The organism is Mesorhizobium sp. P2_E7 (assembly GCF_056403855.1).
The window spans coordinates 3,274,307-3,288,465 of the sequence record NZ_JBFUER010000001.1; the positions used below are offsets into that span (position 1 = coordinate 3,274,307).

The 14,159-nt window shown below is 64.3% G+C and carries 13 protein-coding genes; 9 read left to right on the forward strand and 4 right to left on the reverse strand.

Annotated elements, in window-relative coordinates:
* Positions 1-39 precede the first annotated feature (39 nt).
* Entirely contained in the window at positions 40-1,830 is a 1,791-nt protein-coding gene (locus AC1DYC_RS16115) for an NAD(P)/FAD-dependent oxidoreductase (RefSeq protein WP_477407782.1), read from the reverse strand.
* 403 nt (positions 1,831-2,233) lie between these two features.
* Here AC1DYC_RS16115 and AC1DYC_RS16120 point away from each other — a divergent pair, with 403 nt between their 5' ends.
* From AC1DYC_RS16120 to AC1DYC_RS16150, 7 genes are all read left to right on the forward strand, one after another.
* A complete protein-coding gene (locus AC1DYC_RS16120) occupies positions 2,234-2,323 on the forward strand; it encodes a K(+)-transporting ATPase subunit F (protein ID WP_023669708.1) in 90 nt (29 codons plus the stop codon).
* A 24-nt stretch (positions 2,324-2,347) separates the two neighbouring features.
* Positions 2,348-4,051: a potassium-transporting ATPase subunit KdpA gene (gene kdpA / locus AC1DYC_RS16125; RefSeq protein ID WP_477407784.1), complete on the forward strand. Its 1,704-nt coding sequence runs from the start codon at positions 2,348-2,350 to the stop codon at positions 4,049-4,051.
* Positions 4,052-4,059: 8 nt separating this feature from the next.
* Positions 4,060-4,275, forward strand: a complete 216-nt coding sequence (locus AC1DYC_RS16130) for a hypothetical protein (protein WP_477407786.1) — start codon at positions 4,060-4,062, stop codon at positions 4,273-4,275.
* The gene (kdpB, locus tag AC1DYC_RS16135; RefSeq protein ID WP_477407788.1) at positions 4,272-6,365 is read left to right on the forward strand and encodes a potassium-transporting ATPase subunit KdpB; all 2,094 of its coding nucleotides are present in this window, start codon (positions 4,272-4,274) and stop codon (positions 6,363-6,365) included. The genes AC1DYC_RS16130 and kdpB overlap by 4 nt, the downstream gene beginning before the upstream one ends.
* Before the next feature lie 12 nt (positions 6,366-6,377).
* The gene (gene kdpC, locus AC1DYC_RS16140; RefSeq protein ID WP_477407790.1) at positions 6,378-6,941 is read left to right on the forward strand and encodes a potassium-transporting ATPase subunit KdpC; all 564 of its coding nucleotides are present in this window, start codon (positions 6,378-6,380) and stop codon (positions 6,939-6,941) included.
* Positions 6,942-7,009: 68 nt separating this feature from the next.
* Entirely contained in the window at positions 7,010-9,745 is a 2,736-nt protein-coding gene (locus AC1DYC_RS16145) for a DUF4118 domain-containing protein (RefSeq protein WP_477407792.1), read from the forward strand.
* A complete protein-coding gene (locus AC1DYC_RS16150; protein WP_477407794.1) occupies positions 9,742-10,434 on the forward strand; it encodes a response regulator transcription factor in 693 nt (230 codons plus the stop codon). Before AC1DYC_RS16145 ends, AC1DYC_RS16150 begins: the two co-directional genes overlap by 4 nt.
* A gap of 15 nt (positions 10,435-10,449) precedes the next feature.
* Here AC1DYC_RS16150 and AC1DYC_RS16155 read toward each other — a convergent pair whose 3' ends face one another.
* Positions 10,450-11,028: an invasion associated locus B family protein gene (locus tag AC1DYC_RS16155; RefSeq protein ID WP_477305263.1), complete on the reverse strand. Its 579-nt coding sequence runs from the start codon at positions 11,026-11,028 to the stop codon at positions 10,450-10,452.
* Between the two features lie 226 nt (positions 11,029-11,254).
* On the opposite strand from AC1DYC_RS16155, the gene AC1DYC_RS16160 reads away from it, so the two are divergent.
* Positions 11,255-11,527, forward strand: a complete 273-nt coding sequence (locus tag AC1DYC_RS16160; protein ID WP_477407796.1) for a hypothetical protein — start codon at positions 11,255-11,257, stop codon at positions 11,525-11,527.
* 123 nt (positions 11,528-11,650) lie between these two features.
* Positions 11,651-12,127 (forward strand): NUDIX hydrolase, encoded by a 477-nt coding sequence (locus tag AC1DYC_RS16165; protein WP_477407798.1) that lies wholly within the window; start codon positions 11,651-11,653, stop codon positions 12,125-12,127.
* Between the two features lie 3 nt (positions 12,128-12,130).
* Here the strand turns inward: AC1DYC_RS16165 and AC1DYC_RS16170 are convergent, their stop codons facing one another.
* Together AC1DYC_RS16170 and AC1DYC_RS16175 are read right to left on the reverse strand one after the other, a co-directional pair.
* Complete coding sequence (locus AC1DYC_RS16170) at positions 12,131-12,976, reverse strand: citryl-CoA lyase (protein ID WP_477407800.1); 846 nt, start codon at positions 12,974-12,976, stop codon at positions 12,131-12,133.
* The gene (locus AC1DYC_RS16175; protein ID WP_477407802.1) at positions 12,973-14,151 is read right to left on the reverse strand and encodes a CaiB/BaiF CoA transferase family protein; all 1,179 of its coding nucleotides are present in this window, start codon (positions 14,149-14,151) and stop codon (positions 12,973-12,975) included. The genes AC1DYC_RS16170 and AC1DYC_RS16175 overlap by 4 nt, the downstream gene beginning before the upstream one ends.
* Between the last annotated feature and the right edge of the window lie 8 nt (positions 14,152-14,159).

Genomic DNA, 14,159 nt, shown 5'->3' on the forward strand with positions numbered 1-14,159 from the left:
CGCCGATCCACCTTCTCCCACAAGGGGAGAAGGGAGAACCTACTGTCCCGAATTACTCACCGCCCCAAACACAGGCGTTTTGATCCCCTCCATCCGCGCCTTGATCTGCAGCGCCACATATTTCGAATAGAACCGCGACAGCGCCAGATTGCCGCCGTGGAACCACAGCGCGTCCTGCGCGGTCGGCTTCCACATGTTGCGCAATTCGCCTTGCCACGGTCCGGGGTCGCCCTTGACACCGGAGCCCAGGCCCCAGCATGGGCCGACCTTGTCGGCGACCTCGCGCGAGACGATGGCCGCCACCGTCTCGTTCATCGACTGGTAGCCGGTGCACGAGACGATCGCATCGACCGCCAACTCGCTGCCGTCGTCGAACAAAATACCCATCGGTGCCAGCGACTTGATGCCGACGCCGCTTTTCACCTTGATCTCGCCGCTGATGATCAGCTCACAGGCGCCGACATCGATGTAGAAGCCGGAGCCGGTGCGGTAGGCCTTCATCAACAGACCTGTCTCGTCCTCGCCGAAATCGATGGCGAAGCCGGTCGCGCGCAGCCGGTCGTAGAAGTCGGCGTCGCGTTCCTTGATCACCGCGTAGAGGTCCCGCTGGCCCTTTGGCACCAACGCGAACGGTGTCGAAGCGACGATCAAATCGGCTCTGTCGGTGGTGATGCCGCGCGCCAAGGCCTTCTCCGAAAAGATCTCGAAGCCGACTTCCATCAGCGTATCGGATTTGACCACCGTCGTCGGCGACCGCTGGATCATGGTGACGTCGGCGCCGCTCTCCCAGAGGTCGACGCTGACATCGTGCCCCGAGCTTGCCGCGCCGATGACGGCGACTTTTTTGCCTCGGAATTTCTCGCCGCTAGCATACTGGCTGGAGTGCAGCAGTTCGCCCTTGAAGGTCTCGGCGCCGGGCAGCGCGATCTGGCGTGGCGGGCCGTAGGCGCCGGTGGCAAAGACAATGTGCTTCGGCTTCAGCGTGATGTGCCGGCCGACGCGGTCGACCACCACCGTCCACACCTTCTCGGCTTCGTCATAGCTGGCGCTGACGCATTTGGTGGCGACCCAGTAGTTGAGCTCCATCACCCTGGTGTACATCTCCAGCCAGTCACCCATCTTGTCCTTGGGCGTGAACACCGGCCAGTTCTCGGGGAACGGAATGTAGGGCAGATGGTCGTACCAGACCGGATCATGCAGCACGAGCGAGCGGTAGCGGTTGCGCCAGGAATCGCCGGGCCGTGCGTTCTTCTCGATGATGATGGTGGGCACGCCGAGTTGCCTGAGCCGCGCGCCGAGCATGATGCCGCCCTGGCCGCCGCCAATGACCAGGCAATAGGGCTGCTCGGTGGCGCCAAGGTCGCGCGTCTCGCGCGCCCGCCCCTCCGCCCACGTCTCGCGCTCAGGATCGGCCTTGTGGCGAATGCCCAGCGGGCGCGCCGGACCCTTTTGTTCCTCGAACCCCTTGAGCTCGCGCATCGCCGTGAACAATGTCCGGCAACGGCCGTCCCTGAGACGCAGGATTCCTTCGCCGCGCGCGACAGACGTTTCGAAGGTGAACCAGGCTTCGACGGTGCCTTCGTGCGAGGTCGCATCTCCTGAAAGGGTCCAGTGTGAAGGCTTCGCAACCGCCAGCGTGGCCTGCAGCATGTCGCGGATGGCGTCGCGGCCCTCCATGGTCGTGATGTTCCAGGTGAAGGTCAGCAGATCGCGCCAGTAGCAGTCGTCGACGAAAAGGTTCGCGGCCGCCACGGCGTCATCAGCCTCAAGCGCCCGTTCAAGGGCGGAAAGCCATGTCTCCGCCTGTTTCGATGGGGCCATGTCGAGCATCTGTTCTTCCCTTGTTTTGCGCTCTCATTGTTTCGAAAGACGGCGCGACCGCAAGGGGGGTCGCGATATCAAGGCATCGGTTTTTGAGCGACCCGGAATCGAGGCTGCTGGCGCGAAATCTTTATAGGAATTTTATATCTTTCCTCCGCGGCCCGTCTCGAACCTTTATGGCGATCGGGTCCATATTCCACCACGAGCAAAACGCTCCGGCCGTCGTGACCGATCGAGGTACGGCGGGTCGTTCTCATGGAATTTCGGGCTCGCCAGTCGCTGGCGCCAAATACAGCAGAAGCAAGGACCCACACAATGGACATTGTCGTCATCGGGATAGACGTTTTGTTTTTCGCTCTTTCCCTAGCCTACATCAAAGCCTGCGACGCTCTTTAAGAGGAAGGATCACACCATGCTTGTCGATTACATTCTCGGTGGCGGCGTGACCTTGTTCCTGCTCGTCTACCTGACATACGCCCTCGTTCGTCCAGAACGCTTCTGACGCAAGGCACGGAAAGCTATTCTCATGACACTCAACGGATGGATACAGATCCTCGTCTATTGCGGGATCGTCGTTTTGCTGGTGAAGCCGCTCGGCGGCTACATGTATCGCGTCTTCAACGGCGATCGCACCTTTCTCTCGCCCATTCTCGGCCCGGTTGAGCGCGCCCTTTATCGCATCTCGGGAACCAGTGAACGCGAAGAGCAGCACTGGACGACCTATTCGGCAGGCATCATCTTCTTCAGCCTCGCCAGCTTTCTGGTGCTTTATGTCCTGCAGCGCCTGCAAGGCGTCCTGCCTTACAATCCGGCGGGCATGACCGCTGTCGAGCCCAATCTCGCCTTCAACACCGCCGTCAGCTTCGTCACCAACACCAACTGGCAGAATTACGGCGGCGAAAGCACGATGTCCTATCTCGTGCAGATGGCCGGCCTGACCGTGCAGAACTTCATGTCGGCGGCTGTCGGCGTCGCAATTGCGGTGGCGCTGATCCGCGGCTTCGCCCGGCACTCGGTCAAGTCGATCGGCAATTTCTGGGTCGATATGACCCGCTGCACGCTCTACATCCTGCTGCCGCTCTGCATCGTGCTCACCCTCGTCTATGTCTGGCTCGGCATGCCGCAGACGCTCGGGCCGTATGTCGACGCCACCACGCTGGAAGGCGCCAAGCAGACGCTGGCGCTCGGCCCCGTTGCCTCGCAGGTCGCCATCAAGATGCTCGGCACCAATGGCGGCGGCTTCTTCAACGCCAATGCCGCGCATCCCTTCGAAAACCCGGATGCTATCTCCAACCTGATCCAGATGGTGACGATCTTCGCGCTGGGCGCGGCGCTGACCAACGTCTTCGGCCGCATGGTCGGCAACCAGCGCCAGGGCTGGGCGATCCTGGCCACAATGGGTGTGCTGTTCATCGCCGGCGTCGCCGTCTGCTACTGGGCCGAAGCCGCCGGCAATCCGCTGGTTCACGCGCTTGGCATCGACGGCGGCAACATGGAAGGCAAGGAGAGCCGCTTCGGCATTGCCGCTTCGGCCCTGTTCGCGGTCATCACCACGGCCGCCTCGTGCGGCGCCGTCAACGCCATGCATGACTCATTCACGGCCCTTGGCGGCTTGATCCCGATGGTCAACATGCAGCTCGGCGAGGTCATCGTCGGTGGTGTCGGCGCCGGCTTCTACGGCATCATAATGTTCATCGTCGTCGCCGTCTTCGTCGCCGGCTTGATGGTCGGCCGCACGCCGGAATATCTCGGCAAGAAGATCGAAGCCAAGGAGGTCAAGATGGCGATGCTCGCCATCCTGTGCCTGCCGCTGGCGATGCTGACCTTCACGGCCATCGCCGTGGTGCTGCCAAGCGCCGTGGCCTCGATGGCCAATGGCGGGCCGCACGGCTTCTCCGAGGTTCTCTACGCCTACACTTCGGCGGCCGCGAACAACGGCTCGGCCTTTGGCGGCCTTTCCGGCAACACGCCCTGGTACAACATCACGCTCGGCATCACCATGCTGATGGGCCGCTTCCTGGTCATCATCCCGGCGCTGGCCATTGCCGGCTCGCTGGTGGCCAAGAAGACCGTTCCTGCCTCGGCCGGCACCTTCCCGACCGATGGTCCGCTGTTCGTCGGCCTGCTCGTCGGCGTCATTCTGATCGTCGTTGGCCTGACCTTCTTCCCGGCACTGGCGATCGGACCGATCGTCGAGCACCTGGCTGCCATCAACGGGCAGACCTTCTGAGGCTTGTCATGTCCTGGTTCAACCTCAAGCGCAGGAAGGGCCGGCCGCGAGCCGGCACCGAGGGGGAGGAAACTCCCCCTCCCTTCCCCAGCGTGTCCACCTTCCTCGGCCTCGCGGCAGTCATGATCGTGATCTGGCTGCTGGCCTATGGGCCGCCGCATCTCTTTTCGGCATCCGACCACTCGGTGCCGCCCAACACTTCAGATACTGGAGCCACCAAATGAGCCAGTCCAAATCCGCTGTCATCATGGATGCCAGCATCCTGTGGCCCGCCATCGGCGGCGCCTTCAGGAAACTCGACCCGCGCACCCTGATCAAGAACCCGGTGATGTTCGTCGTCGCCATCGTCTCAGCTCTGACCACGGTCCTCTTCGTCAGGGATCGCTTCACTGGTGGCGGCGATTTCGGCTTCACCCTGCAGATCATCATCTGGCTGTGGTTCACCGTGCTGTTCGCCAACTTCGCCGAAGCCGTTGCCGAAGGCCGCGGCAAGGCGCAGGCCGACTCGCTGCGCAAGGCGCGCACTGAAACCCAGGCCAAGCTGCTTGCCGGCGACGACCGCTCCAAATTCAAGCTGGTGCCCGGCACCAGCCTGAAGGTCGGCGACATCGTGCTGGTCGAAGCCGGCGACATCATCCCGTCCGACGGCGAAGTGATCGAAGGCGTGGCTTCGGTCAACGAGGCGGCGATCACCGGCGAATCCGCACCTGTCATCCGCGAATCCGGCGGCGACCGTTCGGCCGTCACCGGCGGCACGCAGGTCCTGTCCGACTGGATCCGGGTGCGCATATCGGCCGCTTCCGGCCACACCTTCCTCGACCGCATGATCTCGCTGGTCGAGGGTGCTGCCCGCCAGAAGACGCCGAATGAAATCGCGCTCAACATCCTGCTCGTCGGCATGACGCTGATCTTCGTGCTCGCCACCGCGACGATCCCGAGCTTTGCCTCCTATTCCGGCGGCTATATCTCGGTGACCGTGTTGGTGGCGCTGTTTGTCACCTTGATCCCGACCACCATCGGCGCCCTGCTGTCGGCCATCGGCATTGCCGGCATGGACCGCCTGGTGCGCTTCAACGTGCTGGCCATGTCGGGTCGTGCCGTGGAAGCCGCCGGCGACGTCGACACGCTGCTGCTCGACAAGACCGGCACCATCACGCTTGGCAACCGCCAGGCGACCGAGTTCCGCCCGGTCAAGGGTGTCACCGAACAGGAACTGGCCGATGCGGCGCAGCTCGCTTCGCTCGCCGACGAGACGCCTGAGGGACGCTCGATCGTCGTGCTGGCGAAGGAGAAATACGGCATCCGCGCTCGTGACATGGCGACCTTGCACGCCACCTTCGTGCCTTTCACCGCCCAGACCCGCATGAGCGGCGTCGATATCGATGGCTCGTCGGTGCGCAAGGGCGCCGTCGACTCGGTTCTCGCCTATGTCAACCAGTCGACATCGGCCACCCACAGCACGCGCCCCGGCACCGATACAGTCAAGGATCTCCAGGCAATCGCCGACGAGATCGCCAAGTCCGGCGGCACGCCGCTGGCGGTCGAGCGTGACGGCCGCCTGCTCGGCGTCGTCCACCTCAAGGACATCGTCAAGGGCGGCATTCGCGAGCGCTTTGCCGAACTGCGCAAGATGGGCATCCGCACCGTGATGATCACCGGCGACAATCCGATGACGGCGGCGGCGATCGCGGCCGAAGCCGGCGTCGACGACTTCCTTGCCCAGGCAACGCCCGAGGATAAGCTGAAGCTGATCCGCGACGAACAGGCCAAGGGAAAGCTGGTCGCCATGTGCGGCGACGGCACCAACGATGCGCCCGCCCTTGCCCAGGCCGATGTCGGCGTCGCCATGAACACCGGCACGGTTGCCGCCCGCGAGGCCGGCAACATGGTCGACCTCGATAGCGATCCGACCAAGCTGATCGAGATCGTCGAGATCGGCAAGGCGCTGCTGATGACGCGCGGCTCGCTGACGACCTTCTCGATCGCCAACGACGTCGCCAAATACTTCGCCATCATCCCGGCGATGTTCGCCGTCTTCTACGTCGCGCCGGGGCAGACCACCGGCCCGCTGCAGGCGCTCAACATCATGCATCTGGCGACGCCGCAGAGCGCCATCCTGTCGGCCATCATCTTCAACGCGCTGATCATCATCGCGCTGATCCCGCTGTCGCTGAAAGGCGTCAAATACCGCGCCATCGGCGCCGGCGCCCTGCTCAGCCGCAACCTGCTGGTCTACGGCCTCGGCGGCATCATCGTTCCCTTCGTCGGCATCAAGGCGATCGACATGATCGTCACCGGCCTCGGCCTCGCTTAAGGAAAAACCTCCATGCTCACCCAGATACGACCCGCGATCATCATGATCGTCTTCTTCACTGTCCTGACCGGCCTGATCTATCCGATCGGCATGACCGGCATCGCCCAGGCGCTGTTTCCGCACCAGGCCAATGGCAGCCTGATCGAGAAGGACGGCAAGGTTATCGGTTCCGAACTGATCGGCCAGGGCTTTGCCGGCGACAAATATTTCCATGGCCGCCCCTCGGCTGCCGGCGACGGCTACAACGCCGCGGCATCCAGCGGCTCCAACCTCGGGCCGACCAACCCCAAGCTGATCGAGCGCATCAAGGGCGACGTCGACAAGCTGAAGGCTGAGAACCCGAACCAGCCTGTGCCGATTGATCTGGTGACGACCTCCGGCAGCGGCCTCGACCCTCACATCCGCCCTGAGGCCGCCTACTTCCAGGTCGCCAGGGTGGCCAAGGCCAGGGGCTTTGACGAGGCCAAGGTCAAGGCGCTGGTCGACAGTCATGTCGAAGGCCGCGAACTCGGCTTCCTCGGCGAGCCGGTCGTAAATGTGCTGGCGCTCAACCTGGCGCTGGACGATACCAAGTGAGACACAGTCTTTTGAAGCCTGACGCCGGGGATCGACACTATCCCCGGCGCCGTTCATGATCGAGCCTGATGCCGGACGCCAGAAGCAACGACGCCAGACCCTCTCCGGACGCACTGCTCGAGCATGCGGAGCGGGAAGAGCGCGGCCGTCTGCGGATATTTCTCGGCGCCGCCCCTGGAGTCGGTAAGACCTATGAAATGCTGATGGCCGGTCGTGCCAGGCTGGCGGATGGCGTCGATGTGGTGATCGGCATTGTCGAAACCCACGGCCGCAAGGAAACCCTGGCGCTGGTCGAAGGCTACGAGGTCATTCCGCGCCAGAAGGTCAGCTACAAGGACCGCGTCCTCGACGAGATGGACATCGACGCCATCCTCGCCCGCCGTCCGGCACTGGTGCTTGTCGACGAGCTCGCCCACACCAACGCGCCCGGCAGCCGCCATCCCAAGCGCTATCTCGACGTCCAGGAACTCCTGACGCGCGGCATCGACGTCTACACCACGCTCAACATCCAGCATGTCGAGAGCCTGAACGACGTCGTTGCGCAGATCACCCGCGTCAGGGTGCGCGAAACGGTCCCGGACTCCATCATCGACCAGGCCGACGACATCGAGATCATCGACCTCACCCCCGACGACCTGATCAAGCGGCTGAAGGAAGGCAAGGTCTATTTCCCCAACACCGCCCAACGCGCGGTCGAGAACTATTTTTCGCCCGGCAATCTGACGGCGCTTCGCGAACTGGCGCTGCGCCGCACCGCCCAGCGCGTCGACGAGCAGTTGCTCAACCATATGCAGTCGCACGCCATCCAGGGTCCGTGGGCGGCGGGCGAAAGGGTGCTCGTCTGCGTCGACGCGCGCCCGGGCGGCGCGGCCCGCATCCGCTATGCGCGCCGGCTGGCCGACCGGCTGCGCGCGCCCTGGACGGCTCTGCATGTCGACACGCCGCGTTCGGCCGCCATGTCGGAGGAGGACAAGGACCGGCTGGCGGCATTGCTGCGGCTGGCCGAGCAGCTCGGCGCCGAGGTGACGACCATTCCGGGCCAGAACGTCGCCCAGGACATTGTGCGCCATGCGACGGCCAACAACTTCACTCATATCGTGGTCGGCAGGCCGACGCGCTCGCGCTGGCGCGAGCTGATCGAAGGCTCGCTCACCTACGATCTCATCCGCAACGCCGGCGACATCAGCGTCCATGTCATTTCGGGAACCGAGCGCGGCAATGAGGCGGCTTCGCGGAACGTCAAGGCGGCGGACGAACAGTGGCAGTTCGATGTCTGGCCCTATCTCAAGGCCACGGCCTTCGTTGCCGGCTCGCTCGGCTTCGCCGTGCTGCTCGACCAGTTTCTCGACGTTCGCAATCTCGCGATCATCTTTCTTATCGGCGTGCTGACTTCGGCAGTAGCCGGTGGTCTATGGCCGGCCTTGTATGCCTGCGTGGCCAGCGCCCTTGCCTTCAACTTTTTTTTCCTTGAGCCGCGCTACACGCTGACGATCCGGGATCCGGAGAGCATCGTCGCGCTTGCCGTCTTCCTCGTCGTTGCCGTCATCGCCAGCAATCTAACGGCGCGCGTGCAGCGCCAGGCGGTCGCTGCCCGCTCACGCGCCCGGGCGACGGAAGACATCTACCTCTTCTCCAAGAAGCTCGCCGGCGCCGGCACGCTCGATGATGTGCTGTGGGCGACCGCCTTCCAGATCGCCTCGATGCTGAAGCTGCGCGTGGTTCTGTTGTTGCCGGAGGACGGCACGATCACCGTCAAGGCTGGTTATCCCCCTGACGACACGCTGGCCGAGGCCGACATCGCCGCCGCTCGCTGGGCCTGGGAGCACAACCGTGCCGCCGGTCGTGGCGCCGACACGCTGCCCGGCGCCAGGCGCCTTTACCTGCCCTTGCGGACCGGCCGCACGGCCATCGGCGTCGTCGGTCTCGACAACGACAAGCAAGGGCCGCTGCTGACGCCTGAGCAGCAGCGCCTGCTCGATGCACTGGCCGACCAGGCGGCGGTCGCCATCGAGCGCATCCAGCTGGTCGCCGATGTCGACCGCGCCAAGCTCGCGGCCGAGGCCGATCGGCTGCGCTCGGCACTGCTGACCTCGATTTCCCATGATCTGAAGACGCCGCTGGCAGCCATCATGGGCGCGGCCGGCACGTTGCGGGAATTCGCACCGTCATTGCCCGAGAACGACCGGGCGGAGCTGCTAACCACGGTGCTCGACGAATCCGAACGGCTGAACCGCTTCATCGCCAATCTGCTCGACATGACCAAGATCGAATCCGGCGCCATGGAGCCGAATTTCGCTCTCCACTATGTCGGCGACATCGTCGGCTCGGCCTTGCAGCGGGCGCGCAAGATCACTGCCGGGCACAAGACCGAGATCGACATTCCAGCCGACCTGCCAATGCTGAAGCTCGACCCCGTCCTGTTCGAGCAGGCGCTGTTCAACCTTCTCGACAATGCCGCGAAATACGCTCCGATCGGATCGACGATCCGGCTGCAGGGCTGGGTCGACAATGGCTCCGTCGTGCTGCAGGTCATGGACGAAGGACCGGGCATTCCACCCGCCGATCTGGAGCGGATCTTCGACAGCTTCTACCGGGTGCGCAAGCGCGACCAGGTCCAGGCCGGCACCGGGCTCGGCCTGTCGATCTGCCGCGGCTTCATCGAGGCGATGGGCGGCACGATCACGGCAGCGAACCGCAGCGACCGGCCGGGCGCCGTCTTCACCATCCGCATGCCGAGGCCGTCACAATCGCCCGGCATGGACGAACAGAGTGCGGACGGGCAAACATCTGGTGATCCGGCATGACAAATTCCAATGTCAGCATATTGGTGGTCGATGACGAACCGCCGATCCGCAAACTGCTGCGCGTCGGCCTTGGCAGCCAGGGCTATGCGGTCAGCGAGGCGCCCAACGCCAGGGCCGCGATCGAGATCGTCGATACGCAAAAGCCGGATCTGATCCTGCTCGATCTCGGCCTGCCCGGCATGGGCGGCCTCGACCTCTTGCGCAAATGGCGCGACGACGGGCTCGACGTCCCCGTGGTCATCCTGTCCAGCCGCACCGACGAGGCCGGCATCGTTGCGGCGCTCGAACTGGGCGCTGACGACTATGTCACCAAGCCGTTCGGCATGAACGAGCTGGTCGCCCGCATCCGCGTCGCGCTGCGCCACAAATTCCAGCAGCAGGGCGAGAAGCCGGTCTTCCACACCGGCGATCTCTCGGTCGATCTGGTCAAGCGCGTCGTCAAGGTCGAGGGCAAGGAGATAAAACTGTCGCCGAAGGAATACGACATATTGCGCATTCTGGTGCAGCACGCCGGCAAGGTTCTCACCCACCATTTCCTGCTCAAGCAGGTGTGGGGCGATTCGACCGACGTGCAGTATCTCCGGGTCTATGTCCGCCAGCTCCGGCAGAAGATCGAAAAGTCGCCCGATCAGCCACGCTACATCACCACCGAAACCGGCGTGGGGTATCGGCTGCGCGAAGTTGAGTGACCGGGCGGGCGCTGCTCAGTCCGCCGACAATTCAGCTGTCCGGGCCAGCGCGCCGCCAAAGCCGTTGAGCGGGATGGTGAAACTCACCGCCTGGCCGGTGTCGGCCGCAAACGCGTCGATCTTCAGCGTCGTGCCTGCCTTGAGCAGTGGCGTCAGGCTGGCGTCGAATGCCACCGGCACCAGGCAGCCGACGGCCTGGCAGGTGTTGAAGGGCAGGCTGCCATCCAGCTTCTGGTCGTCGATGGTCAGGCTGACGCCCTTGGCCAGCGCCAGGCCGAACGGCAGCGCCAGCGTCCCGGCGGCATCCTCGCCGCTCTTGCTCGACAGCTCTATCGCCAGCAGGCGCTGGTTGGATTGCTTGTTGAACTGCTGATGCGACAGGCTGCAGGCCTTATTGGTGCCCGTTATCTGGCAATTGACCGTCCAGTCGCCATGGGTTTCGGACAGCGCCGACGCGCCGCCAGGCAGCGTCGGGCCGGCGGCAGCGGCGGCAGGTGCCGCCTTGTCGGTCTTGGTCTGCGCCGCAACCGCCGCCGGGCCAACAATACAGATGCTGCCCAGTAGCGCTGCGAAATATACTTGCCTGCTTTTCATCAATATGCTCCCGATTCTGCCTCGAGCCGCCCGCCATTGAACCCGAGGACCGCGCCCGATAGAGCGGTCATCAGGTGTTTTCTGTCAAGTGCGAGCCGGCCGCTTCGGCTCCTGGTTCTGCTGATTTCGACGGCATGGCAGATCGGGACGAACGCCCTATATAAGGAACGGTCATGTTTTGAACGGGAATGAACGGATGTTGGCGCTTCGCCTATCGACAGTTCTGATGTCGGCTATGCTGGCGGCGGTGACGCTGCCCGGCATGGTGCAATCTGTCGCGGCGCAGGCCGTCAATCCCAGCGCCAACCGGATGATCCAGCAGAACCAGCTACAGCAGTTGCGCAACAGCCTGGAGCGGCAGCAGTTTCAGCAGCAGCAGCAGCAATACCGCGACCAGGACCGCCGGATCGTGCCGCAGCCGCGCCCCGACGTGCCCGTCGTCAGGCAAGCTTGCCCGATTCAGATCGTCAACAACCAGATTGTGCGTGTTTGCCGTTGATATCGGTCGCTTGCGATTTACTTAGTCGACTTATCTACTAAAAATGCTTCATTGCCTCGCGGGCATTTCTAGGGGTTTGCAGGCGGCGTGCGGCGGTGCGCCCGTCGACCGGGTTTTCAGCAGATGGCAACGACGAAGAAAAAGGCGGTGCGCAAGGCAAGGCGAGGCGAACGCATTCGCCAGGTCGCCGCCATCCCGTTTCGCCTGGACGTTGACGGCAATTTCGAAGTCATGCTGGTGACGTCGCGCACGACGAAGCGCTTCATCGTGCCCAAGGGCTGGCCGATGAAAGGCAAGAGCGGCCGCAAGGCCGCCACCATCGAGGCGCGCGAAGAAGCCGGCGTGCTCGGCAAGACGCGCAAGGCGCCGGCCGGCAGCTATTCCTACTGGAAACGGCTGGAAACCAATTTCGTTCGCGTCGACGTCGTCGTCTATCTCCTCGAAGTGCACGAAGAGCTGGCCAACTGGCAAGAGGCCAAGAGCCGCCAGCGCGCATGGCTCAAGCCGAAAGACGCGGCATTGCTTATCGATGAGCCCGATCTTTCCACACTGATGGCAAACCTGGCGACTACGCAGCCAGCGGTGCCAGACCTGGACTGAGCCTCACTTGCCCTCGTCATCCGCTACTGGAAACGGCCGCACGGGCGTGCCGGTATAGGCCCACAGCCATTCGCGCGGCAGCGGTCCCTTGTTGCGGTCGCTCTGCTGCGACTGCTCCCAGGCATGCGCGAGGATGCCGACCGACCGTGACAGCACGAACAGCCCGCGCGTCAGCGGCGGCGGAAAGCCAAGCTCGCCATAGATGACGGCGGTGGCGCCGTCGATGTTGAGCGGTATCGTCTTGCCCTTGCGCCGCGCGACCTCCGCCTCGACAGCCTCGGCGATGTCGGCGAAGCGCCCGCTGACGACGCCGCGCGCCGCAAAATCGCGGGTCACTTCGATGAGGCGCGGCGCGCGCGGATCGACCGGATGGAAGCGGTGGCCGAAGCCCGGCACATAGCCTTTCTCCTCGGCGAAGAAGCGATCGAGCCGCGCCGAGACCGCCTCGTCCAGCGTCGCACCCGTGTCGAGCGCCACGGCGATGTCGCCATAGAAGGACAGCGCCTGTTCCCCGGCGCCGCCATGCACGTCGCCGAGCACGTTGACCGCCGAGGCCATGGCGCTGTTGATGCCGACGCCGCAGGTGATGGCCATGCGGGCAATGGCGATCGATGGCGCCTGCGGCCCGTGATCGACGGCAGCCCCGAGTGCAATGCCGAGCAGCGCCGCCTGATCCTCGCTCGGCAGCTCGCCGCGCAGCATCAGCCAGATCGTGGCCGGGAAGCTGACGCGGCCGATCAGATCCTGGATTTCATAGCCGCGCAGCCGGATGATGCCGGGGCTCATCTCGATGATGCCGGTCTGCCACCACTCCTCGCCGCGCTCGTGGCCGGTTTTTTTCTCGCTCACGCGCTTCTCCTAGCGCGCGGCGGCAAGGTGGAAAAAACCTCGTCCATATGCTCGCCGAGCACCGGCGGCGGCAGGACCGGCAAGGGTGCCGTGCCATCGACCAAAAAGCCGCCGCGCACCACGGTCAGCGGCTCACCCATGCCGGGCAGACCCTGGAAGCTGGTGGTCATGTCGCGCTCGACCACCTGACGCTCCTCCAGCACCTGCGGGATCGTCAGCACCCGGCCCGCAGGCACACCGGCGCGGTTGAACTTTTCTTCCCAGGCGGCGGCCGAAGCGCTGGCAAGCGCCGTCTCGATCAGTGCCTTCAGTGCGGCACGGTTCTGCTTGCGCGTCTCGCGTTCGGCAAAGCGCGGGTCCGATGCCAGCTCCGGCTGGCCGATCAGCTGGCAGAGCGTGACGAACTGTTCCTGCTTGTTGGCGGCGATGTTGAGCAGGCCGTCACCGGTGCGGAACGCGCCGGAGGGCGCAGCCGTCATGTTCTCATTGCCCATCGGCTTCGGCTCGACCCCGGCCGTCAGATAGTTGGAGACCGGCCAGCCGAGCGCCGACAGCGTGCATTCGAGCATGGAGACATCGAGAAATGCGCCCTCGTCCTTGGTCTTCTGCTTCACCAGCGCGGCGGCAATGGCAAACGCCCCGACCAGCCCGCCCAGCGTATCGGCGACGGGATAGCCGACCCGCAAGGGCGCCGTCTCCGGCGTGCCGGTGATGCTCATTATGCCGGACAGCCCCTGGATGATCTGGTCGTAGGCCGGATTGTCGCGCATCGGCCCGGTCTGGCCGAACCCCGATATGGCGCAATAGACCAGACCGGGGCGGACCGCCTTCAATGCTTCATAGCCGAGGCCGAGCCGCCCCATCACGCCGGGACGAAAATTCTCGACCAGCGCATCGGCCGAGGCGACTAGATCGAGAAAACGCTCGCGGTCTGCCTCTTTCTTCAGATCGAGCACCACCGATCGTTTACCGGCGTTCTGCGCCAGGAACGATGCGCCCATGCCGGCTTTGTTGAGCGCCGGCGAGGCGCCGAGCTGGCGCGCCAGATCACCGCCTTGCGGCGCCTCGACCTTGATCACATCGGCGCCGAGCAACGCCAGCTGGTAGGCGCAGTAAGGACCGGCCAACACATTGGTCAGGTCGAGAACGCGGATGCCGGCAAGCAGATCGGTCATGATGCTCC